This window comes from Pseudoalteromonas sp. TAB23, assembly GCF_000498075.1.
GTDB lineage: Bacteria > Pseudomonadota > Gammaproteobacteria > Enterobacterales > Alteromonadaceae > Pseudoalteromonas > Pseudoalteromonas arctica.
Genome location: NZ_AUTP01000140.1, coordinates 1 through 21,716 on the forward strand (window position 1 = coordinate 1; position 21,716 = coordinate 21,716).

Here is a 21,716-nt window from a genome sequence, read left to right on the forward strand (position 1 = left end):
GTGCCAGATGAAATTATTACTAGCCGCGAAGGTATCCGTGTACGCATTGGTAATACCGATGCAGAAGGGCGCTTAGCAATGGGCGACCTGCTTAGCGAAATGAAAGATTTAGCTAAAGGTGAAATAAACCCAACGTTGTTTACTGTTGCTACATTAACGGGTCACGCGGCACGTGCAATGGGTCCTTACGGTGCGTATGTTGAAAATGGTCCAGCTCGTAGCGCTGGTGTTTCACGTCAAATAGCTGACCTTGGAGATTTGTGGGCCGATGGCGCAGAAGTATCGCGTTCTCGCCGTGAAGATTACGACTTTATTAAACCACGCACGCTAGCTGACGATGTACTCTCGAGCAATAACGCAGCATCTGCTGTTACTGCGCGTGGACATCAGTTCCCTATGGCGTTTATGGCTATTGTTGGTGGGCTTGATAAGCACGGTAACGACTCTGCACAACCTTTGCCTTATGTGCATATGGACATTGCTGGAAGCGGTGTTGAAGGCGGTGATTGGCAGCATGGCAAGCCAACAGCTGCATCAGTAACGAGCTTGTTTGCACGTTACTGTTTGTAAGCTAAAAACCTACATGTAATAAAAAAGCCCTGTTAATTCAGGGCTTTTGCATTTTACGATAATTATATGGGTTAGGGTTAATCTAATTTAAAACGATTAACTACGCTCGAAAGCTCTTGGCTACTTTGTTTAAGATTATCACTGGCATCGGTAAGCTGTTTAGTATTATTTAATGATTGCTCAGTTGATTGAGATAGCTCATTAATACGCAAATTAACCTCGTCGGCAGCTTGAGTTTGTTGCTCTGTGGCGCGTGCTATTTGGCTGTTCATTTCGGTAATAATTGAAACAAGTCGTTCTATTTCATTAAGTGAAGTATTGGCCGATGACGCCTGATCTACGGTAGAAACTGAAAGTGCTTGGCTTGATTTAACAGCTTCTACTGCTGCTTTTGCACCTTCTTGAAGTTTAGTGATCATGGTTTGAATTTCGTCGGTACTTTGCCCTGTACGACTGGCTANAGTGTTCTTACTTCATCTGCAACAACAGCAAATCCTCGGCCATGCTCTCCTGCGCGAGCAGCCTCAATGGCTGCGTTTAATGCCAGTAAGTTTGTTTGCTCCGATATGCTTCTTATTACATCAAGTACAGAGCCTATATTATGGCTCTCGTTGGCTAAATCTTCTGTTACACGGCTGACTGTTTCTATGTTGCTTGAGAGTGTTTCTATTGCTGTAATTGTTTGCGCAACCACATTTTTACCCGTTGATGCGTTTTGTGCTGCATCTTTAGCTGCTTGCTCTGCGGCTTCGGCGTTACGGCTTACATCATGTATTTGGTGAGTCATTTGCTCCATGGCAGCTGCAACTTGGGTTGAGCTATCGTTTTGGAGCTCAATAAACGAGTGGCTTGTTCTACTTGAATCATCAACTGTATGCGCATGCTCACTTACGTCGTTTGCACTTTGTGCTACATGAACAAGTGACTCTCGCATTTTTAAAACAAATAAATTAAATGAATGTGATAATTCAGATATTTCATCATTACCGGATTCATTTAATTTACGGGTTAAATCGCCTTCACCTTGTGAAATGTCTTTCATCATATCGGCTGCTAAACGAGTAGGTATTAAAATGCTCTTGCCTATAAAGTAACTAAGTAAAATAACAGCAATAATCATAATTGTTGCACTGACGACTATAAGGTTTCGTTGCTCGCTAAATGCTTCGTCAATTGAATCAAGATAAACACCTGAGCCAATAATCCATTGCCATTGATTAAAACCTTTAACAAATGCGATTTTTTCAACGGGTTTTTCTTTACCTGGTTTTGGCCATTTATAAGGAATAAATCCCTCGCCAGAGCGTTTAACTATATTAACCATATCAACAAACAATGCTTTGCCGTCAGGGTCTTTGTTATTGGTTAAATCTTTTCCCTCAAGCGCAGGTTTTATAGGATGCATAACCATTGTTGGCTGGTAGTTGTTAATCCAAAAGTAATTGGTTTTGTCGTAGCGCAGTGCTCTTATTGCATTAAGTGCTTGCGATTGAGCTTGTTGTTGAGTAAGTGAATTACTTTGCTCAAGGTCATAAAAGTGCTCGATTATACTGTACGCAGTTTCTACTACATTTTGTGTTTTTGTGTATTGCTCGTCTTTTAGCGAGCTATATTGATGAGTTAGGCTCGATATACTAAGTATTATTAGTCCAAATATAACTATGGCTATTAACAGTGAAAAACGCTGGGATATACTAAAACTTCGTAGATTAGGCATACATTTATCCTCAAAAAGTGTGCGCTTTAGCGCATAGAATAAGCGTAGCTAAAAAAAGAGTTTAATCTAGGCTTAACGTCCATTAATGCAAAAAAAAGGCTGATTTATCAATCAGCCTTTAGTCTGTTATTACTTTACTTGCTTATTTAACATCAAAATGACGATTAAAGAAGTTTGTAATTGTTTGATGTAAATGTGTTTGCACTTGTTTACCACGTAGGCTGTGCTTAGAGCCTGGGTAGGTCATCATTTCAAACTGTTTTTCGTTATCTTGCAGTTGTTTAAACAATTTAGTTGAATGCGTAAACAGCACATTGTCGTCAGCCATTCCATGATAAATCATTAATGGGCCTTTTAAGCCATCAGCATATGGAAATACTGCGCTATCTTCATACCCTTTAGCATTCGTATCAGGGTGACCTAAATAACGCTCTGTGTAATGCGTATCGTATAGAGCCCAATCGGTTACAGGAGCACCCNCCGCCGTAGCTGTGGCCATAAACACCGATGCGTTGTGGGTCTACGTAATCAAGTGTACGTAAAAACTCTACGCCTTTAATTTGATCGGCAACTTCAACCACGCCTAGGTTTTTATAAATAGCATCTTCAAACTTTTTACCACGGTTGTACGAACCACGGTTATCCAGTTGAAAAATTACGTAACCTTGTTGCGCCATGTACTGAAAGTACAAGTTTTTACTGCGCCAGCTATTCGTCACTCGTTGAGCATGCGGGCCGCCGTATACGTTAACAATAACAGGGTGCTTTTTGCCATCAGTAATGTTGCTAGGCTTAAATAAACGGTAATGCATAACTTGGCCATCTTCGGCTTTAATTGTGCCGTATTCTGGTTTTGTTAAGTCGCTTAAATAAGGAGTAAGCGGATGGTTACTATCAAGCTTATTTTCTTCAAGCCATGTAATAAATTCGCCGTTTACTTTACGAAGCGCTGCTGAGTTTGGTTTATTATCAGACGAGCTATTATCGATAAAGGTTTTATTGTCTTTTGCTAGCACAACATTATGGTACTGACCTTTTTCGGTGATACGTTTGGCATCGCCCTTTTTAAATAAAGGCGCGCTGTATAAATGGCTTTCAAGCGGTGTATCTTTTCGGCCAGCAAAGTAAACAATGCCTTTTTTCTCATCAATACCTTTTAAGCTATCAACAGCCCAATCACCAGAGGTGATTTGACGAACAAGTTGACCGTTTGTGCGATACAGATATAAGTGTTTAAAACCGTCGCGCTCAGATGCCCATACAAAATGTTTTTTGTCTTTTAAAAACTCAAGATCAAAATGTAGGTTAATCCACGTTTCGCTGTTTTCGGTTAATGCTACTTTTTGGACTTTAGTTTCGCTGTTATAAAAACGAAGCTCTAATTTATGTTGCGAGCGATTTTGCCATTGGTAAGACAGTGTATTGCCGTCTTTTAGCCACTTAGCACGCGCGATATAAATGTCTTCATCTTTACCTAAATCAATCCAATCTACTTTTTGGTCATTTAGCTTAACCACACCGAGTTGAATTTTTACGTTATCGGTACCTGTAAACGGGTAGCGCTGGTTAAATAATTTAACTTCATCAGCGTAAATTTCGTTACGGATAGCTTCTTTTACTGGGGTTTCGTCAACGCGGGTATAGGCAATTTTAGTTTCATCACCTGACCACCAGTAACCTGTCATGCGGCTCATTTCTTCTTGAGCAACAAATTCGGCCATGCCGTTTTTAATTACGCCGCCGCCATCTTTACTAAGCTGAATTTCTTTACCTGACTCAAGCTCTAAAGCGAATAGGTTTTGCTCTCGAATAAACGATACGTAGTTACCTTTAGGTGAAAAGCGTGCATCGGTTTCAAATGTTTCAGTGTCGGTTAGTTTTTTACTTTTAGCAGAGGCTAAATCGTAATAGTAAAGGTCGCCGTTAAGTGGGAATAAAAGTGCTTTACCGTCTTTAGACCATTTGTATTCTAATATGCCTTTACCAAAAATACGTTGGCGTTCGCGGCGTGCTTTTTCTTCATCAGATAGGTTTTCTGGGCCTGAAAATAACTTTGCCGAATCAACTAGCACACGGTTGGTGTTATCTTTTAGATTGTATTCCCATAAATCGTAACGGTTGTAGTCATCGCTTTTGCCTTGTAAATAAGTTACACGGCTGCCGTCAGGCGAAAATTTAAGTTGTACAGGTGATTTACCTGAAAGGCTCGGATCGTCAAAAATACGCTCCAACGATAAAGGTTTTGCTTGAACACTAATAGCGCCAACCATTAATGGAAGGGCTAGTGAGAGGTGTTTTATTTTTTTTAGCACAAGGTTGCCTTAGCTTATTATAAATATTGCTTTGATGGTAAAGCCAAGCGTGTGCAACTGCAACTAAATGCTATAAAGTGGCGATTATTAAAGACAAAGTAGGACATAACAATGACTAACCCTGAATTTAAACTAGCGCCAGAACTTAAACGCGACTGTATAGAGCTTGCCGATTGGCCACTGTGTAAAGTACTTTTATTGAACGACNCAGCCAATATCCGTGGTTTGTATTAGTGCCTAGGCAGGCTAACTTAAAAGAGATAATTGATTTATCTGAGGATGATCAAATTGTGTATTTAAAAGAGTCAGCCAAGCTAAGTAAATTATTAATGGATGTGTTTAGCCCTGATAAGTTAAACATAGCGGCTTTGGGTAATATGGTGCCGCAATTACATATTCACCATATTGCACGCTTTACTACTGATGCTGCATGGCCTGCGCCAATTTGGGGTAAGTATCCAGTTGTGCCGTATACAGATGTACAAATTACAGAGTTAAAAAAAGCGCTGCAGTTTTAAGCTGCAACGCTTTTTTAGGGTTTAGCTAAGTTTAACTAAAATTACTTAAGCCCTAGTACTTCTTTACCTTGCTTAAACGTTACATCTACAGGGATATTTGCTTTACTTAGTTTTTCTAAGTCTTCAGCAAGTTCTTCTTTTATATCGCCATGCGTTGCAATTAGTTGATCTACTTTTTCGTAATCGCCATCACCTTGTAAGGTTAAAATTAAACGAGAAAGCTTGGCCATTGCAATGCTCATTTTTTCCATATTAACGCGGTACAGGCCTTCTTCATTTTTAGAAAAAGCGCCTTCTTGAGCAAAAAAGTTAAAGCGGATCATATTTGCTTTACCATGCGCACTTGATGCTCCAAAACGAACTGAGCGGAATATACCCGCCATGAAGGTCGTGTAATAATCTTCAATAGTTCCTTCTGTAATTTCGCCCTTTTTAAGTAATTGCTCAATCATGTACAGGCCTAAAATGTCGGCTTTACCTTCTTCAAGCGCACTTGCGTGTTCTTGTAATGATTGACGAACAGTACCTTTACCTGTGATTGTATTTTTAATACCTAAACCGTGAGCGACTTCATGGAACATCGTATTGGCAAAAAATGCATCAAAAGTAATGTGTTTACGCTGCTCAGGTACAATTAACTGCTTTGAAATTGGTACTAGAATTTTATCAAATTTAGCACGCATCGCATTTTTAAGTTGCAGGCGACGAGTTCCTTTTTCTAGCTGTACTTGCTCATCGTTTGGTAAGTTAATTGCAATTGTTTTACTCCCCGCGTTTGAATGCCCAGCGTAGTAAACAACATCATATGCATTTAGGTCGGCGTCAGAGCCCGGTACTTCTTGTTTGTACTTAGCATCAACGGGTAAGCCTTTTTGAAGCTCAGGTAAAAATGCGGCAAACTTAGCTAAGCGTTCGCTCCATTTTAAATCTTTAATAAGTACGTAAGATTCATAAGCTGCGCGGTAACCAAACAATTGATCTTCATAAGTCTCAATTGGACCAATAACCACATCTACTGGGTTGTTTTTCATATCCATCCAAGCAAAGTCAGATACTTGGAAGTCATCCTTTTGTAGAGCATCAGCACGCAGATTTAGGTAATTAGCAAATTCTTTATCGTCAGCAAGTTTACTTGCTTCGCGTAAAAGATCAGCGGCTTTTGCAAGCTCATTAGCGTATTCTTTTGAATATGGCACGCTGTAAAGCTTACCTTGCTCATCACGCTTAATTACAGAGTAAAGGCCTGTTTTGTCCTCAACATCTGCATTGTTTAACTCTTCTTTGGTTATATCGGCAGGGTAAAACTGTGCGCCAAGAGGTTTTTCTTTATAGCTGGATAAAAACGCTTCATCGCCATTTAAACGATCCCATGGACCGTAGTTAATATCGGCAAATTTACGTACTTTGTCGTCGTTTAGTTTTGCTAAAAAAGCGTCTTTATTTTCGCCAAAAGATTGCTTCCAAAATAACTCGTCCATTATTTTTGAAGCATCAATAAGCTTTGCAACCATTGCTCGTTGGTTGTCGCTTAAGTGCGATAAATCACTTTGTAAGCTAAAGTCGGTGTAAATATCTAAACGTTGGTTATTTGCATTAATAAGCTCAGGGCCTGATTGTGCACTGCTTTTTTGAGCAAGCTCTGTGGCTGTGTTGTCGGTAGAAGACGGCGCTTGTTCAGAACATGCACTAAGAAAAACGACACCAGAGAGCATAATTGCTTGGCTAATTTTATTTAAGATCATTATATTGCCTGTTAAAAAGTAAGTTTAATAATTTGTACTGCTTTAGTTAAAAGACTAAATATGTACAAACGCTTCCTTATTGTGAGTGCATTAAAGCAAAACTAAATAGTAAATAGCAAGTATTTGGCGTTGTAAGGCAAGCATGAGCGATAAAGCATTATAAATAAAAATAAACTTCTATAATTATCTTAACTTTATCGGTAAGTTAGACAATACTAATTATATTACTAATACGAAAATTAACTGCCTGAGTTTGCAGTTACTTTACAGGCTGAACACAAAAGGACGGCAGCTTTATGTCTACAGAAAACGCTTTATTAACGATTCTAGTCGATAGAATAAATAACGATACGTTGGTTTTACCAACGCTACCTGAAGTAGCGATTAAGGTTCGCCAAGCTGCAGATAACCCTGATGTGAATTTAATGCAAATGTCAGATGTAATCTCACAAGACCCAGCGCTTTCAGCTCGTATGATAAAAGTAGCTAATAGTGCGATTATGGGACGTTCTGTAAAAGTATCTAATTTACAACAAGCAGTGACTCGCATTGGGTTGCGCCAAATTAAAAATATTGCAACAGCTATGGCTATGGAGCAATTATTTGTATCAAACAATGAGCTGATTAAAGGCTACATGGGCAAGGCTTGGCAAAAAACATTAACCGTTGCTAGCCATTCAATAACACTCATGGAGTTTTACTTAAAAAACAATAAACACACTTCATTAAATCGTGATTCAATTACATTAGCTGCGCTTGTTTATAATATTGGTGTATTACCAATTTTAACAGAAGCTGAGCGCCACCCTGAAGTGTTTGCCAACCCAAGCTTTTTAGCGCACGCAATTCAAAAGCTGAGTGGGAAAATTGGCTCATCGATTATGCAAGCGTGGGAATTTCCTAAAGAGTTTGTTGATGTAGCTCTAAGCTGGGCAGATCCAAGTTACAAACCTGATAAAGTTAGTTACGTAGATTTTATTCGAGTAGGCGCTATTTTAGAGGGAACATTACAGGTTTCTGATAAGTCAGCAGCGCTGCAAACGTACATAGATAAAGGTGTAATACCGTCTATGCAATTATTCACAAGTGATGAATACAACGATATGCTAAAAGATGTGAAAAACATGTTTAGCTAAACATGTTTTATTACACAAACAAAAAGGGTTAACTTGCGTTAACCCTTTTTGTTTATTTATCGATAGTATTTTCTGTTTTGGTTTTTTCGTACCGTTTTATTCCTGCTACCCATGTTTGCAGTACGTTCGTTTTGTATATCTCGTCAATAGGTACTTTAAAGTAGTCTTTATCAATTAAAATAAAGTCGGCCCATTTACCTTTTTCTAAACTACCCACCTTAAATTCTTGATGAGCTGAATAAGCGCCACCGAGAGTAAATGCACGTAATGCATCTTCGCGGCTTAGTACTTCACTTGCGCGCCAGCCGTTTTCAGGTAGTTTGTTATGATCCATGCGTGTAATGGCTGAATACAAACCATCAAATGGATTTGCAAGCTCTACCGGGTAATCAGAGCCTGCTGCAACAACCGATCCTTGCTTTAAAAATGTTTGCCAAGCATAGGCACCGCTTAATTGTTTTTCAGTTAAGCGTTGCTCTGCCATATGCATATCAGAAGTGGCATGTACTGGCTGCATTGAAGGGATTATTTTTAACGCTTTAAAGCGAGGGATATCCTCAGGCGTTACAATTTGTGCGTGCTCTATTCGGTTACGTAGTAATATACCGCCCGTTTTTTTAAACACATTTTGATAAGCATCAAGTACTACTTTATTTGCTTTATCGCCAATTGCGTGGGTATTTGCGCTAAAGCCGCTTTTAAAGCTTTGTGTAAAGAGCGCTTCGAGTTTTTCTTGTGTTTCAAGCATTAAACCATGGTGACCAGGTCTGTCTGCGTATTCTTCAATCAGAGCGGCTCCGCGAGAGCCAAGTGCGCCATCGGCGTAAACTTTAACACTGCGAATTTCCATAAAGTCATTTTTGTCGTGGTATCGGCCTGCCTTTAACATTGCGCCTAAATCAGGGCTTGCACCACTTAACATTGCCACAATACGTAGCGGTAAATTACCAAGGTCGCCGCGCTCTTTGTAAACCTCCCATGTGGCTTTATCAATACCTGCATCGTGAGTAGAGGTAATGCCTAAACTTAATAAATGCTTACCTGCTGCATCTAGTGAGTCACTTATATCTTGCTTTGAAGGGGCTGGCATATGCTGGGTAATTAGCGATTCTGCTTTATCTACAAAAATACCCGTAGGATTGCCAAATTCGTCTTTAATTATTTCACCGCCCTCAGGCGCTTTTGTTTGGGCGGTAATACCAGCAAGTTCGAGCGCTTTTGAATTAACCCAAATGGCGTGACTATCAACCCGCGAAAGAACCACAGGTCGATCGCTAACTACTTTGTCTAAATCTTTAGCTGTAGGAAAGCGTGTATCAGCCCAAAGCTCTTGGTTCCAACCACGCCCTATAATCCAACCTTGTTTGTTATCGGCAAATACTTTTAGTTTATTTGTTACTTCATCAACCGATGTTGCGCCGCGTACGTCAAGTTGCGATAAATTGTCGCCAAGGCCAATAACGTGCCCATGAGCATCAATTAAGCCAGGTAATAAGGTATTACCGTGCGCGTCAATTAGCTTGGCATCTGGGTAGCTATCTTTAAGTGTTTCGCTACCGAGCTTAACTACTTTGCCATTTTTAATAACGAGGGTAGAAAACTGCTGTATTTCACCTTTGTATAAAGGGGTATAACCATTGGCGTTATAAATTACTTTTGTTTGTGCGAGAGTGTAGCTAGAACTAGCGCAAAGGCTGGCTAGTATGAGTGGTTTGATTATTTTTTTGAGTGGCATAGTTACTTAATTTTTATTGTTAATTTACTTACATTAACAAACTTGATTTTATAATACCAATGAATTGATAGACCTCATTTTAATGTTTTTCTCTATATTAACTGTTTACAAAATAGGTAATTGATGTGATTATTTAGTATGTAAAACAATCAATAAAGCATAAGGAAACGCTATGAAAGCCCTCTATTTATTACTCCCATTAACTTCATTACTTGCGGCATGTGGATCGACACCTACTGCAGATAAAAGTGTAGAAAAGCTAAACCATACTGATGTATCAAATGCTGAAATACGCGATCATATAGATTTATCAAGTGTTGAACTGCGCGACAGGGTGAAAGACTATTGGAATATTTCCACAAGAACAGAACCACGATATCCAATAGCTGCTGCAAAAAAAGGTCTTGCTGGTTGTGTAGAACTCATGACTATTATTAATTCTGAGGGTAAGGCGCAAGGATATAAAGTAATTTCTTCATATCCTAAAGGGTTATTTGATGAAGCCGCAGCTCAATCTTTAAATACATGGGCCTGGCTGCCTACTGCCGTAAATGTAACTAAACAACCTATACTTACTCATATTAGAATTGATTTTATGATTGATTCAATACCAGTAGGTAAAAAATATTTAAAAAATTGTCCGGCTGGCGAAACATTTCAAGTAACAGGAAAAACTAAAAAAATCTCCTACTGATGAAACATTTCAAGTAACGAGAAAATTACAAGGTTTGAAAAAAAGTACTTATTTACCTCACTTTAAAGTTACTTTCGGTGTGTGTAATATTTTAGCTCGAACCTTTGTAAAATCAGATGGGTATTAATACTAATATTTATAAATAAATAAGCATTAAGAATAAGGAAATGCTATGAAAGCCCTCTATTTATTACTCCCCTTGAGCATGATGCTAACAGCTTGTAGCTCAACGTCTGATAAACAAGTAAGCGATGAAATGCTGAGTTTTATTGATTTATCGAGTCCTGAACTGCGAAGTAAGGCAGGTGAGTATTGGGGTGTTGCTAAAAGAGTTGAGCCGCGATATCCGATAGAAGCTGCAAAAAAAAGTATTTCAGGTTGTGTTGAGCTTGCTACGTTAATTAATTCACAAGGTAAAGCCCAAGGGTATAAGGTTATCTCGTCTTACCCTGAGGGCGTGTTTGATAATAATGCGGCAGCTGCTGTGGGTTTATGGCGCTGGAAACCGACAACTGAAAATACGAGTAATCAACCTGTTCTAACTTATCTCAAAATGGATTTTATGGTAAGCCCAAAACCTACTGATGCAGAGTATTTGGCGCATTGTTCTAAAAATAAAGCCTGAACGTAATTAATAGATATAAATATAATAAGCTAGGTGTTTGTTTACCTAGCTATAAAACTACTTACTTGCATATAAGCCATATTCATTTAATGCTAATTTACCGTCTTTGTCACTGTCGTAGCTTGAAAATCGTGACCACAAAGCCGGGTCTATAGCGGTTTCTGAACGTGATAAAAAACCGTCTTTATTCCTATCTAGCTTTTTAAATTGCTTTGCAATGTCGTTACTTGCGGCAAAACTAAATGCGCTAAAAATACTAAACGCCAGCAGCGTTATATAGCTAATACTTTTCATATAAATCACTTAGTAAAGGTTGTTAGTTAGATAACTTTTAAATTCGACTAGCGAAATTTGGTTATCTTGGTTTTTGTCCCATTTTACAAAGGTGTTTAAAAGTTGTGGTTGGGGATCAAGTTCGTCGTGTGTTAAATAGCCACTTTTGTCGCTATCTAGGTGATCAAAGCGTTGCTTTACATCAAGTGCCGCGGCATCAAAACTTAATAGCATTAAAATGCTTATAACAAGGGAAAGTATCTTCATGGTCTTCCTTCCAAAAGATGTATTAAAAGTTCGTGGCTAAAATAAAGTAAAAAGGAAAAAAGCACTTGCCGTAATTTAACTCCCAACATTAAATCCTTTTACACACTCCCTCAGGGATTATGGCAAATGCTTTTAAATTCAGTTTACTTGTAACAAGCTTAAGTAAAGCTTAATCAGTAATTACTCATTAAGGCTTAAAGCTTTCAAATTCTTTTTTTGAGACTTTTTCATCACCGTCTTCATCTAAGTCGGCAAATTGTCTCATTACTTCTTTGTCTTCCTTAGCTTCTACAATTGATATTTGTCCATCCATATCTTTATCTAAATGGGCAAAGCGCACGTTTGTTGGCGATGCAATTACGGTGGCACTAATTGCTAAAAACATTAATGAAAAAGCGGCTATAAGTTGTTTCATAATCACGTTCCTTATTAAATGAGTTTATTGAATAAATTTTTTGAATTCATCTAGCGACAATTGCCCATCTTGATTAGTATCAATTTGTAAAAAATTCTCGTGTAGAACGGCATCTTCACCTGCTTCGGCTTCACTTAATGTGCCGTTACTGTCTTTATCAAGCTCGTTAAAAGTCGCGTGAACGTCCATCGCGTGTGCGTTAGCGCCTAAAAAGCCTAAAGCCAGTAATGATGAAATTACTAAAATGCGTTTGTTCATAATTATTTCCTTATTGATTAAAGTTATTACTCCTACTACAAAAATGATGCCAAAAATAATTATTGTTAATTTTCAAGTGCTTATATTTTTAACTTGAAAGAGGTGGGAAGTTTTTACGGGGTTTATTGTAATTTTTGTGTGCCTTTTGCAACACTATGTAGTGAGATTAAAGGTAGGGTTTAAAAATCAATGGTTTACGTTGTCTCTATTTGGCGACACATTGTTTTTGTAGCGCTGGCTGTTAATCGTATTAAATATAATTGCTGGTTCAGCTAGTGTATAAGGTAAGCACTTAATAATAGAACGCTTAACTTAAAAGGACTAAACGAAATGCCAGCAACCATAGCTAAAAAATACCATGCAATGCTTAACTGGCGGCCTAATTTAATTGGGCAATTTGCAATGAGTATGCTGCTTTCGTTACTCCCGCTTTCTATAGTGGTGATTGTATTTTTAAATGCGCTTAACAAGCAATTAGCAGTGACTCAAAGTATCGTGAGTAACAACTACCAAGTTACCAAATCGTTTAATACTCTAAAACAAGAACTCAACAGCCTTGAGCGCGCCACTAGGCAAAATTGGGTATTAAAAAGCGAATCGTTAGATAAGCTCATTGTCGATAAATGGCAATCATCCCTGCAAAGTATTGATGAACTTAAATTTGTAAACACGGATAAAGATTACACCCACCAATGGCAACGCTTATATGCCACCTTACAAACAGCGCATGTAGAGCTTGTTGAGAAAAAACAACAGCAAGCGGAGCTATTTGTGCCAGTGAGCGATTTAGTTGCTGAGCTTACTTTATGGTTACGTGATAAAAATGAAGCGCAAATTACCAATAACCAAAATGAGCTTACAAGCCTACAAACTTCATTTATAAACTGGCTGGTGGCACTTATTCCGCTTACTTTAATTGTTGGTGGTGGTTTTTTATGGCGTATAAGTGGGCGACTAAAAGGGTTAACTACGGTTATTGATAAGCTAGGGCAGGGACATTGGCAGCAAAAAATATCTGTGAAAGGCTCCGCTGAGCTAGTTGAGCTAGGAGAAAAACTCCAATGGGTGCAAGAGCAACTTCATATGCTTGAGCAGCAAAAAGATACCTTTTTACGCCATGTTACCCATGAGCTAAAAACGCCGCTTGCTTCAATGGTCGAAGGCACTGATTTACTAACTGATGAAATAGTAGGCCCAATTACTGCTGAGCAAAAAGCAGTGCTTGAGCTTATTAGCCAATCTATGGTGCGCCTTCGTACAATGATTGACAGCCTGCTGAGTTATAATGCGATTCGCACCAGTAAAGACAGCCTAAGCGAAGTTGAGTTTAGCTATCTTATTAATAAAATTAATAGCCATTTTGAACATCGCTTAAGTGCGCGTCAGCAAGCTCTGCAATGGCAAAATAACTTACCTAATAAACAGCTTGCTTTACCTAGTGAGCTTATTGAGATGATTTTAATTCAGCTTATTTCAAATGGCTTAAAATTTTCACAAGATAAGCAAAGCGTTACTATTAATTTAGCGCTTGAGCAAAACCAACTTTGCATTGCTGTACTTGATAAAGGGTGCGGTATTAAAGAGCAAGAAAAAACTCAAATTTTCAGCGCATTTTATCAAGGTAAACACAGTAAAAATGTTACGCTGCAAGGCAGTGGGCTTGGCTTAACTATTGTGAAAGAGTCTGTTGAACAGCTAAGAGGTACACTTACTGTTGAGCATAACGAGCCGCATGGTTGCCGGTTTTCAATTAAAATTCCCATAACAAAAAATCTAGGAGTTAATTAACATGCGCTTGCGTTTAATCGCTATTTTATGTGTGCTCAGTAGCAGCATGGTTATATCAGGTTGTGAAATTAATAATGGGCAAGAAGAGCGTGTGTCAATTACACCTGCACCTGTGGTCGATACCAAAATAACGAACGACAAAAACAGTAAACCTAGTCCAAAACCCAGGCCAAAAATAGAACCTAGCTATCCGCCTGCAGAGCAAGTTATTGCATGGCACGCTAATCAGTGTGGCGGATTTAAATTGGTGCCAAAAAAAGATATTTTTACAGGTGAAAACGATCTTAAACGTTTTTTTAAATTTATGTGCTTAAACATAAATGATGATCCAAATACGGTAATGACTAAGTTGCTAAAACTCGATTTAGCTTACTTTTGGCCAGATGATATAAAGCAATATTTATGGCTTCAAAAGCAGCAAGTGACTATGCAAATAAATGCTAAAAAAGAGCAGCAAGCACTTAACAATAAAATGCAAGAAACCCTCTCATCGTTAGCAACTATTGAGCAGCAGCTTTTACTACGAGAAGAAACTAAGGAGCAGTAACTATGGCAGCAACTAAAGTGCAAGGTGCAAAAGTATTACTCGTTGACGACGACGCTAGCTTATTAAAACTGCTCGCTATTCGTATCGAATCAAAAGGATACGAAGTAACGACCTGTGAAAGCGGCTTAACCGCACTACAAATACTTAAAAGCCAAGTGTTTGACGCCGTAATAACCGACCTACGTATGGATGAAATGGATGGCATGGCACTGCATCGTCAGCTGCAAAGCCGCTACCCTGCATTACCTGTCATTATGATGACAGCGCATGGCTCAATTCCTGATGCCGTAGAGGCAACTAAGCAGGGCATTTTTGCATTTATAACTAAACCTGTAGATAAAGATGAGCTATTTGACAGCCTTGCTAAAGCGATAGAAATACATGGTGTTAATGCAGATGAAGCAGCACCTAAAAGTAATATAGTTACGCGCAGTGGTGCAATGCTGCACTTGTTAGAGCAAGTAAAACTACTTGGGCCAACGCAAGTTAATGTATTGATTTCGGGGGCTAGTGGTACAGGTAAAGAGCTACTCGCACAGGCGATTCATCAGCATAGTCATGTAAGCGGTGGCCCTTTCGTTGCAATTAACTGCGGCGCTGTACCAGGGGAGCTTTTAGAGTCTGAATTATTTGGTCATAAAAAAGGCTCTTTTACGGGCGCAATTAAAGATCACCAAGGCTTGTTTCAACAAGCTGAGGGCGGCACGCTATTTTTAGACGAGATAGGCGATATGCCACTTAACTTGCAGGTTAAGTTACTGCGCGTATTACAAGAAAAAACAATTCGCCCCGTAGGCTTTCAAGAAGAAATAGCAATCGATGTACGTATTGTATCGGCAACACATAAAAATCTTCCTGAAGCTATTTTAAACCAGCAATTTAGAGAAGATTTATACTATCGCTTAAACGTAGTTAATTTAAAATTACCGCCACTGTGTGAACGCCGCGAAGATATAAGCTTATTAGCACAGCACTTTAGTGCAAGTATTGCTAAGCGCATGAAGCAAACTGAAAAACACTTTGCAAGCGATGCTATGCATGCGCTTGTGCGTTACGACTGGCCAGGTAATATCCGCCAACTACAAAACGTAGTAGAGCAGGTTGTAGCATTAACGCCAAGCGATGTTATTTCAGAGCACTTAGTATTAGCTGCGCTAAATAGTAACGAAACAAACGTAGAACCATTATCACTAAACGACGCTAAAAAAGAGTTTGAGCGCGACTATGTAATTAACACTTTAAAAATGGCAGGTGGTAACGTAGCCGAAGGCGCTAAGCTTGCCAAGCGCAATCGCTCAGATTTTTATAAGTTGATTAAAAAGCATAATATTGATGTTGATAATTTAGGTTAAGGAAAAGCATGCAGTTATTTATGGTGTATTTAGGTGGCCGGATTCAAGGTTGCCACATTGAAATGCATGATATTCGTTTTGTTGTAGGGCAAAACATCGAGCAAACTTATACAAAGTTAAAAAGCCAATGGGTAGGCGACAGAAGTAGTGTTCACATGGATAGCTACATGGCAATTAATGATATTGATGGCTTTAAAGTAGAGATTGTTGATACGTACGTTGAACAAAATAAACAACTCTATTTTGTAAATTTAGGCGCTTACAGAAGTGATTCTATGGCTGAGCAACACGACTTTGCACTGTATGTTGCAAGCAGTAGCCATGAAGCTAAAGAGCGAGCTAAAAACGATTTGCTAGCAGGGCTTAGCCATATTCATAAAGATGATTTACATGACGTAGACGATTGCTTTGCGATTGATTTACTCGACAGCCAGCTAAACATTAAGCTCACGCCCAGCGGTATATCGCAGCCTATAAAGCCAGACTGGTTTGGCTATCACATACTTTAAATTATAATAAGTAGCTAAAACTAAGCAGGATTAAGAGTCCTGCTCGTTTTGTTCATCCTTTTCGCTTTTAGCCGCCATTTTAAACGCCACAATAACCAATCCAAACATAGCAAACGGCAGTGCTGCTAACATGTATTCAACCACATTACTGTCTTGAAAATTTGCTTGTAGTAAAAAGTGACCCGCCACACACATTAAAATAACCACTAATAAAATGGGTAGTAACATAAGTTCTTTTTTTGATGAATGGTTTTTCATTAATTGTGAGGCTATAGCTGAAAATAATGCGCCATTGTAATGAGCTTACTTAAGCTTGGCAAACACCGCAGAATTTTTTAATTAATGTTATGATTAGTATCAAACAATTTTATTAATGTTTATGGGAATAAAGTGAAAAGTAACTTAAAAAAAGTTTACCTCGTTGGTGGTGCAGTGCGCGACAAACTGCTAAATATAAAATCAAAAGATAACGATTATGTAGTGATTGGTGAAACGCCAGACACAATGCAGTCGCTCGGTTTTGTACCAATAGGTAGCGACTTTCCGGTTTATTTACACCCAAAAACAAAAGAAGAATATGCACTTGGGCGCACAGAGCGTAAAAGCGGCAAAGGCTATACTGGCTTTGTGGTTGATGCCAGCCCAACAGTGACGCTAGAAGAAGATTTAGCAAGACGCGATTTAACCATAAATTCAATGGCGCTTGATGAACACGGTAATATTATTGACCCGTTTAATGGCCAAACTGACTTACAAAATAAAACACTGCGCCACACCACTGAGGCATTTGTAGAAGACCCTGTTCGAGTATTGCGTATTGCCCGTTTTTTAGCGCGCTATGGCAGTGATTGGCGTATTCACCCAAGTACGTATGCATTAATGTGCGAGCTTAAAAATAAAGGTGAGCTAAATCATTTAGTACCTGAGCGCGTGTGGCTTGAAACTGAAAAAGCACTGGGTGAAAAGTACCCTGAGCTTTATTTTGAAGCACTGCAAGGCTTAGGTATTTTTCCAGAACTTGAGCGCATGGTTAATGTACCGCAACCGGCAAACCATCATCCTGAAGGGGATGTATTTGTACATACTATGCTGGTACTTAGGCGTGCAGCCGATTTAAATTTTAATTTAGAAACACGTTTTGCTGCACTAACCCATGATTTTGGAAAAGCGCTTAGTTTTAAAAAATATGGAAACCTACGTGGGCACGAACGCGAAGGTGTTGCAGTTATTGAGGCGTTTTGTGAGCGCTTAAAAGTGCCTAACCGTTTTCGCGATATTGGCGTACTCACCAGTGATAATCACACCCTTTGCCACACGATTGATCAGTTAAGGCCGCAAACCATTCACAAGCTAATAGTGACTAACTTAAATGCGTTGGTACACCCAGAACGTTTTATAGCGTTTACCCAAGCATGCCAATGCGATGCACAAGGGCGTGGTGAAACACTTGTTGATAAGCCATACCCGCAAGCAGCTAAGCTGCGAGCAATTCATACTGAACTGCAAAAAATGGATAAGAAACTGATAGTGCAAAATGCACTTAAAAATGGCAAAAAAGGCCCTGAAATAGGCGAAGAAGTAAAACTTGCAGAAATTAACTGCATTAAAGCATTTTTAGAACGTGAGAAGTCTCAATCGTAATAAAGTTAAACTAAGTAGTGCGATACGCCTTGGTTTTTGCTCGCGTCGTGCTTTCTTAGCTCTTTGTAGTTTGTACTTTTTGGTTTTACATTTTCAGACTCAGGTTTTTTAGAGGGCCTGTATAAGTCAAAAATAAAGTCTAGTTCTTCACGCTCTAGTGATGGTTTCATGAGTATTCCTTCAATTTAATACTTTAATATGATGTAGGGTATGGTCATTCGACTGAATTAAAAGTGAATAGTTACATTTGAAGTTGTACTAAATTGTAACCGGCAGGTTTTGAGGGGTGAGAGGGGTTTATTTGTTAATTTATATGGAGTTAAGGTAAATTAAAGTAACTCTTTTTAACTAAAAATATACAGCTGAATTTAACTTATTGCGTACTTACTATTTGCATATAATGCTGTGGCTATAAATATAACGGTATAAATACAGCCTTAACCATTTACTAACGGCAGTGTTACGGTAAATACGACACCATCACCTTGTTCGTTGTTCTGCGCGGTTGCACTGCCTTTATGGTAGTCGCACACCAGCCTTACAATATAAAGCCCTAATCCCAAATGTGGCTGTTGCTGCATTTGCTGGCTACGTACCGACACCATTGAATCAAAAATATGTTCAGTTAATCCTTCAGGTAAAGCGGGACCAGTATTACTCACTGTTAATATTGCCTTGTTTTCAATATGTTTAAGGCTCGCATTAATAGCAGTATTGGCTTTGCTGAACTCCAGCGCGTTATTAATAAGTTTATCAAGCAGCTGAGCTATAAACTCCGGTGCACCTTGCATAGGTAATTTGTTTTGGCATACATCAAGCGTAAATAACTGGTTTGGGTAAGTAAGCTGATAGCCTTGCATGCAACCATTTATTACTTTTTGTAAATCAAAAGGCTCAGACTCGTTGCTTTGAATACTTTGCTCAAGGCGAGTGGCTTCGCTCATGGTGGTTATTATTTTACCTAAACGTTCAACGCCTTCACTGGCGCGATCGAGGTATTTTTGACTCAGCTCGTTTTGTGGCAAGCTTTGTAAATTTTCGAGTGATGAGCGTACTACGGCAACAGGCGTGCGCAGCTCATGTGACAACCGCGACGACATATTTTCTAAGTAATCGGTATAGCCACCAAGTCGACTAACAATGTTTGAAAAACTACGAGACAGATCGCCAATTTCATCGTTAGCATCGCTGTAATTAATACTGCCGGTAACACGCCCTTGTGCATCAATTGCTTGCTCAGCTGTATCGCGCAGCCGCCTAATTCGGTTCGATATACGTGAGGCAAAAAAGAACAGGGTAACAGTGCCAATTAGCATAACGGCTAAAATAACGTTAAAGAGTTTTTCGAGCGATTTGTTACGCAGTGTTCGTACGCCGTTTGTGGTTTCCTCTGCTATTACTGCGCCAATTACTTGGTCTTGAATCCAAATAGGGTAAGCTGCCGATAAAATAACGGCTTTGCTGTCGGGGGTTAAGCGCCAAGAGGATGCAGATTGACCTTTTAATGCTTTAGCTAAATGCGTGCCCTGCATAGAAGCTACATCGTGCAGGGTATCTAAAAACTCATTTTCGGGGCGCGTTAAAATTTTATAGTAAATTGGGTGCAAGTAATTTTGCTCAAAGCGCTGCCATGTAGTTACTGGTGGCTGATTTTTGAGACCGTCAGCCCATACGCCATCTGCATTTTGAATAGTGCCCGACTGCGCAAGTACACGATGATGGTTATCGACTACCCAAATACNATACGGCTACCACTGTGACCCATACCTTTTAAAATACGACTAATCTCTGGAGAGGGAACTAATACAGAGCCTAAATCGTTTGGGTTATTTAAGTTTGAGGTCGACATTATTTTTGGTTCTAACAAGGCATCTTTATTATCTACATCAACATCAACAATAGCAAAGCCAAGTTTGTTGCCCAACATGCTAATGGGAAAACGCAGCTCTACGTTATAACCTGTATTGGTACTTTCAAAATAACCCTGAATTTTTGTAAAGGGGGCTTTGGTATTTGCATCAAACGCATTAACCCAGCCGTTTTGGCGTGGCGCAATAATGTAAGTATTAAACTGGCCGTCAGGCGTTTTTAGGCCAATTTGTAAATAATCGTTATTGGTAATGCTTAAGCTATTTTTAGCGCGATAAATAAGGGTATTGTCGGTGACTTTAAATACGGCGTATAAGTAGTTATCAAATTTTCCCACCATATGATCAAACGATAAGTCACTGGCTTGATGTTTGTTATCTGTTTTTTGTAAGTAGCGCTTGTCGTAGTGCCAAAATAACGGCTGGTAGCTGTCCCAGTCGTTAAGTTTACCGTCTAGCTGAATAGGGTTTTTAAGATTATAAGCGTATAAATCGCGGCCTTTTACTACTTGGTCTAAAAAGTTGGTTTGCTCGTCAAATAATGCGGGGCGTTCATGTAATGCAGTAGCAAGTGCTCGAGTAGTGCCTACGAGGGTTTTTTCTTGGCCTTGGCGTAAAAACTTTTCCATTTCCCACACGTACTCGTAGCCAAGCCACGGTAGCAAAAACAAAAAACATGAAAGTAATATAAATTTACTGCGCAGACCAAATCGTAGCATTAGTGTTGTTCCCACCGATAGCCCATGCCATACACGGTATCTATGCAATCAAAGGCGCTGTCGAGTGCTATAAATTTTTTACGAATACGTTTTACGTGTGAAGTAATGGTGCTGTCGTCTACATAAATTTTTGCATCGCTCATTAATTCGTTACGGCTTTTAACATGGCCTGGTCGCTGGGCGAGTGAATACAGCATCCAAAATTCGGTTACGGTTAAATCAACTAATTGTTGCTGCCAAAATACCTGCATACGTTGCGTGTCGAGCGTTAACTGCCCGCGTGTTATGAGTGCATTTGCATCAGCAGGTTGTTCAAGTGCTTCCATTCGGCGAAATAGCGCACCAATACGCGCAGCCAAGTGAGCCAAGCTTATGTCTTTTGTTAGGTAGTCGTCGGCGCCCATGCGCAGGCCGCATACGGTATCTATTTCGCTATCGCGGGCGGTTAAAAAAATAATAGGCAGTGTTTTAGAAAGCGATCGCAATGTTTGGCACAGTAAAAAACCACCATCTATTTCATGGCCTAGGCCAATATCAACAATGGCTAAATCGGGCAGGGCATTTTTAAATGCAGCTTCAGCGCAGGCACGATCTGCAAAGCCACTCACTTGGTAGCCCTGTAAGCTCAGCATTTCAATGTAGTTTTCGCGGATTGCGGGTTCATCTTCGACGATGGCTATTTTTTTCATTCTAATCATTATCCTATTGCCTCTGTAGTGCACTATATCGAAGTTTTTAAGCTAAGTACGCTTAAAAAGGCAATTGCCATTTTTTTGCCACAATTGCTCAGCAGTTTGCCATTTTTGATCCCCTTTATTGCCACTTGAGCTTGTTTTAATACACCCATCAAAACAAAACATCATAAATTAAAAAGTAAGTTTAAGGATCAAATCATGAAGAAGACATTAATCGCGTTAACACTCGTTGCTAGTTTTTGTACTCCAGCAATTGCCTCAACATCTAACACGCCATCAAAAGAAGCCCATAAAGAAACGGCTATTGGACTAGGTGCAGGCGCTATTATTGGCGG

The 21,716-nt window shown here is 39.3% G+C and carries 17 protein-coding genes and 5 pseudogenes; 10 read left to right on the forward strand and 12 right to left on the reverse strand.

Annotated elements, in window-relative coordinates; all coding sequences use genetic code 11:
• Positions 1 to 570: pseudogene (locus tag L654_RS0105305) on the forward strand (leucyl aminopeptidase family protein); the annotation flags it as partial.
• 77 nt (positions 571 to 647) lie between these two features.
• Here L654_RS0105305 and L654_RS01000000125515 read toward each other — a convergent pair.
• Positions 648 to 2,287, reverse strand: a pseudogene (locus L654_RS01000000125515) (methyl-accepting chemotaxis protein).
• 142 nt (positions 2,288 to 2,429) lie between these two features.
• Positions 2,430 to 4,599: pseudogene (locus L654_RS01000000125520) on the reverse strand (DPP IV N-terminal domain-containing protein).
• Positions 4,600 to 4,710: 111 nt separating this feature from the next.
• Here L654_RS01000000125520 and L654_RS01000000125525 point away from each other — a divergent pair.
• A pseudogene (locus L654_RS01000000125525) lies at positions 4,711 to 5,117 on the forward strand (HIT family protein).
• A 41-nt stretch (positions 5,118 to 5,158) separates the two neighbouring features.
• Here L654_RS01000000125525 and L654_RS0105325 read toward each other — a convergent pair.
• Positions 5,159 to 6,859: a hypothetical protein gene (locus tag L654_RS0105325; RefSeq protein ID WP_024607485.1), complete on the reverse strand. Its 1,701-nt coding sequence runs from the start codon at positions 6,857 to 6,859 to the stop codon at positions 5,159 to 5,161.
• 296 nt (positions 6,860 to 7,155) lie between these two features.
• Between L654_RS0105325 and L654_RS0105330 the strand changes: the two genes are divergently transcribed.
• Positions 7,156 to 7,995 carry an HDOD domain-containing protein gene (locus tag L654_RS0105330; protein WP_024590070.1) on the forward strand — a complete coding sequence of 280 codons (840 nt, stop codon included), beginning with the start codon at positions 7,156 to 7,158 and terminating at the stop codon, positions 7,993 to 7,995.
• 52 nt (positions 7,996 to 8,047) lie between these two features.
• Here the strand turns inward: L654_RS0105330 and L654_RS0105335 are convergent, their stop codons facing one another.
• Positions 8,048 to 9,730, reverse strand: a complete 1,683-nt coding sequence (locus L654_RS0105335; RefSeq protein ID WP_024590069.1) for an amidohydrolase — start codon at positions 9,728 to 9,730, stop codon at positions 8,048 to 8,050.
• A 172-nt stretch (positions 9,731 to 9,902) separates the two neighbouring features.
• Between L654_RS0105335 and L654_RS0105340 the strand changes: the two genes are divergently transcribed.
• Entirely contained in the window at positions 9,903 to 10,424 is a 522-nt protein-coding gene (locus tag L654_RS0105340; protein WP_024607486.1) for an energy transducer TonB, read from the forward strand.
• Between the two features lie 172 nt (positions 10,425 to 10,596).
• Entirely contained in the window at positions 10,597 to 11,049 is a 453-nt protein-coding gene (locus L654_RS0105345) for an energy transducer TonB (RefSeq protein ID WP_024607487.1), read from the forward strand.
• A 57-nt stretch (positions 11,050 to 11,106) separates the two neighbouring features.
• Here L654_RS0105345 and L654_RS0105350 read toward each other — a convergent pair whose 3' ends face one another.
• The 4 genes from L654_RS0105350 to L654_RS0105365 form a co-directional block, all read right to left on the reverse strand.
• Positions 11,107 to 11,343 (reverse strand): calcium-binding protein, encoded by a 237-nt coding sequence (locus tag L654_RS0105350; protein ID WP_007581557.1) that lies wholly within the window; start codon positions 11,341 to 11,343, stop codon positions 11,107 to 11,109.
• A gap of 9 nt (positions 11,344 to 11,352) precedes the next feature.
• Positions 11,353 to 11,589 (reverse strand): hypothetical protein, encoded by a 237-nt coding sequence (locus tag L654_RS0105355; protein WP_007581558.1) that lies wholly within the window; start codon positions 11,587 to 11,589, stop codon positions 11,353 to 11,355.
• Between the two features lie 187 nt (positions 11,590 to 11,776).
• Positions 11,777 to 12,004 carry a hypothetical protein gene (locus L654_RS0105360; protein ID WP_007581559.1) on the reverse strand — a complete coding sequence of 76 codons (228 nt, stop codon included), beginning with the start codon at positions 12,002 to 12,004 and terminating at the stop codon, positions 11,777 to 11,779.
• A gap of 24 nt (positions 12,005 to 12,028) precedes the next feature.
• Complete coding sequence (locus tag L654_RS0105365; protein WP_007581561.1) at positions 12,029 to 12,262, reverse strand: cag pathogenicity island protein Cag25; 234 nt, start codon at positions 12,260 to 12,262, stop codon at positions 12,029 to 12,031.
• 330 nt (positions 12,263 to 12,592) lie between these two features.
• On the opposite strand from L654_RS0105365, the gene L654_RS0105370 reads away from it, so the two are divergent.
• From L654_RS0105370 to L654_RS0105385, 4 genes are read left to right on the forward strand one after another with little or no spacing between them, the layout of a single operon-like run.
• Entirely contained in the window at positions 12,593 to 14,050 is a 1,458-nt protein-coding gene (locus tag L654_RS0105370; RefSeq protein WP_024607488.1) for a HAMP domain-containing sensor histidine kinase, read from the forward strand.
• A gap of 1 nt (position 14,051) precedes the next feature.
• Entirely contained in the window at positions 14,052 to 14,597 is a 546-nt protein-coding gene (locus tag L654_RS0105375; protein ID WP_024607489.1) for a hypothetical protein, read from the forward strand.
• Between the two features lie 2 nt (positions 14,598 to 14,599).
• Positions 14,600 to 15,949, forward strand: coding sequence for a sigma 54-interacting transcriptional regulator (locus L654_RS0105380; protein WP_010553151.1), 1,350 nt, complete (start codon positions 14,600 to 14,602; stop codon positions 15,947 to 15,949).
• An 8-nt stretch (positions 15,950 to 15,957) separates the two neighbouring features.
• Complete coding sequence (locus L654_RS0105385; protein ID WP_024607490.1) at positions 15,958 to 16,458, forward strand: DUF1543 domain-containing protein; 501 nt, start codon at positions 15,958 to 15,960, stop codon at positions 16,456 to 16,458.
• Positions 16,459 to 16,488: 30 nt separating this feature from the next.
• On the opposite strand, the gene L654_RS0105390 is transcribed toward L654_RS0105385, so the two are convergent.
• On the reverse strand, positions 16,489 to 16,716 hold the full coding sequence (locus tag L654_RS0105390; RefSeq protein ID WP_007581571.1) for a hypothetical protein: 228 nt from the start codon (positions 16,714 to 16,716) through the stop codon (positions 16,489 to 16,491).
• Between the two features lie 132 nt (positions 16,717 to 16,848).
• Here L654_RS0105390 and L654_RS0105395 point away from each other — a divergent pair, with 132 nt between their 5' ends.
• Positions 16,849 to 18,099, forward strand: coding sequence for a multifunctional CCA addition/repair protein (locus tag L654_RS0105395; protein WP_024607491.1), 1,251 nt, complete (start codon positions 16,849 to 16,851; stop codon positions 18,097 to 18,099).
• 5 nt (positions 18,100 to 18,104) lie between these two features.
• Here L654_RS0105395 and L654_RS1000000128155 read toward each other — a convergent pair whose 3' ends face one another.
• The 3 genes and pseudogenes from L654_RS1000000128155 to pdsR all read right to left on the reverse strand — a co-directional run bounded on the left by L654_RS1000000128155 (position 18,105) and on the right by pdsR (position 21,375).
• On the reverse strand, positions 18,105 to 18,269 hold the full coding sequence (locus L654_RS1000000128155; RefSeq protein ID WP_010553154.1) for a hypothetical protein: 165 nt from the start codon (positions 18,267 to 18,269) through the stop codon (positions 18,105 to 18,107).
• Between the two features lie 267 nt (positions 18,270 to 18,536).
• Positions 18,537 to 20,686: pseudogene (gene pdsS / locus L654_RS01000000125530) on the reverse strand (proteobacterial dedicated sortase system histidine kinase).
• Entirely contained in the window at positions 20,686 to 21,375 is a 690-nt protein-coding gene (gene pdsR, locus L654_RS0105410; protein ID WP_024607492.1) for a proteobacterial dedicated sortase system response regulator, read from the reverse strand. Before pdsR ends, pdsS begins: the two are co-directional and overlap by 1 nt.
• Between the last annotated feature and the right edge of the window lie 341 nt (positions 21,376 to 21,716).

Excerpts from the sequence above, each read along its gene's own strand:
- L654_RS0105390 (WP_007581571.1), bottom strand. The coding sequence starts at position 16,716 with ATGAAAAACCATTCATCAAAAAAAGAACTTATGTTACTACCCATTTTA.
- L654_RS0105350 (WP_007581557.1), bottom strand. The coding sequence starts at position 11,343 with ATGAAAAGTATTAGCTATATAACGCTGCTGGCGTTTAGTATTTTTAGC.
- L654_RS0105325 (WP_024607485.1), bottom strand. The coding sequence starts at position 6,859 with ATGATCTTAAATAAAATTAGCCAAGCAATTATGCTCTCTGGTGTCGTT.
- L654_RS0105370 (WP_024607488.1), top strand. The coding sequence starts at position 12,593 with ATGCCAGCAACCATAGCTAAAAAATACCATGCAATGCTTAACTGGCGG.
- L654_RS0105340 (WP_024607486.1), top strand. The coding sequence starts at position 9,903 with ATGAAAGCCCTCTATTTATTACTCCCATTAACTTCATTACTTGCGGCA.
- L654_RS0105385 (WP_024607490.1), top strand. The coding sequence starts at position 15,958 with ATGCAGTTATTTATGGTGTATTTAGGTGGCCGGATTCAAGGTTGCCAC.
- L654_RS0105330 (WP_024590070.1), top strand. The coding sequence starts at position 7,156 with ATGTCTACAGAAAACGCTTTATTAACGATTCTAGTCGATAGAATAAAT.
- L654_RS0105360 (WP_007581559.1), bottom strand. The coding sequence starts at position 12,004 with ATGAAACAACTTATAGCCGCTTTTTCATTAATGTTTTTAGCAATTAGT.
- L654_RS0105335 (WP_024590069.1), bottom strand. The coding sequence starts at position 9,730 with ATGCCACTCAAAAAAATAATCAAACCACTCATACTAGCCAGCCTTTGC.
- L654_RS0105355 (WP_007581558.1), bottom strand. The coding sequence starts at position 11,589 with ATGAAGATACTTTCCCTTGTTATAAGCATTTTAATGCTATTAAGTTTT.
- L654_RS1000000128155 (WP_010553154.1), bottom strand. The coding sequence starts at position 18,269 with ATGAAACCATCACTAGAGCGTGAAGAACTAGACTTTATTTTTGACTTA.
- L654_RS0105375 (WP_024607489.1), top strand. The coding sequence starts at position 14,052 with ATGCGCTTGCGTTTAATCGCTATTTTATGTGTGCTCAGTAGCAGCATG.
- L654_RS0105345 (WP_024607487.1), top strand. The coding sequence starts at position 10,597 with ATGAAAGCCCTCTATTTATTACTCCCCTTGAGCATGATGCTAACAGCT.
- pdsR (WP_024607492.1), bottom strand. The coding sequence starts at position 21,375 with ATGAAAAAAATAGCCATCGTCGAAGATGAACCCGCAATCCGCGAAAAC.
- L654_RS0105365 (WP_007581561.1), bottom strand. The coding sequence starts at position 12,262 with ATGAACAAACGCATTTTAGTAATTTCATCATTACTGGCTTTAGGCTTT.
- L654_RS0105380 (WP_010553151.1), top strand. The coding sequence starts at position 14,600 with ATGGCAGCAACTAAAGTGCAAGGTGCAAAAGTATTACTCGTTGACGAC.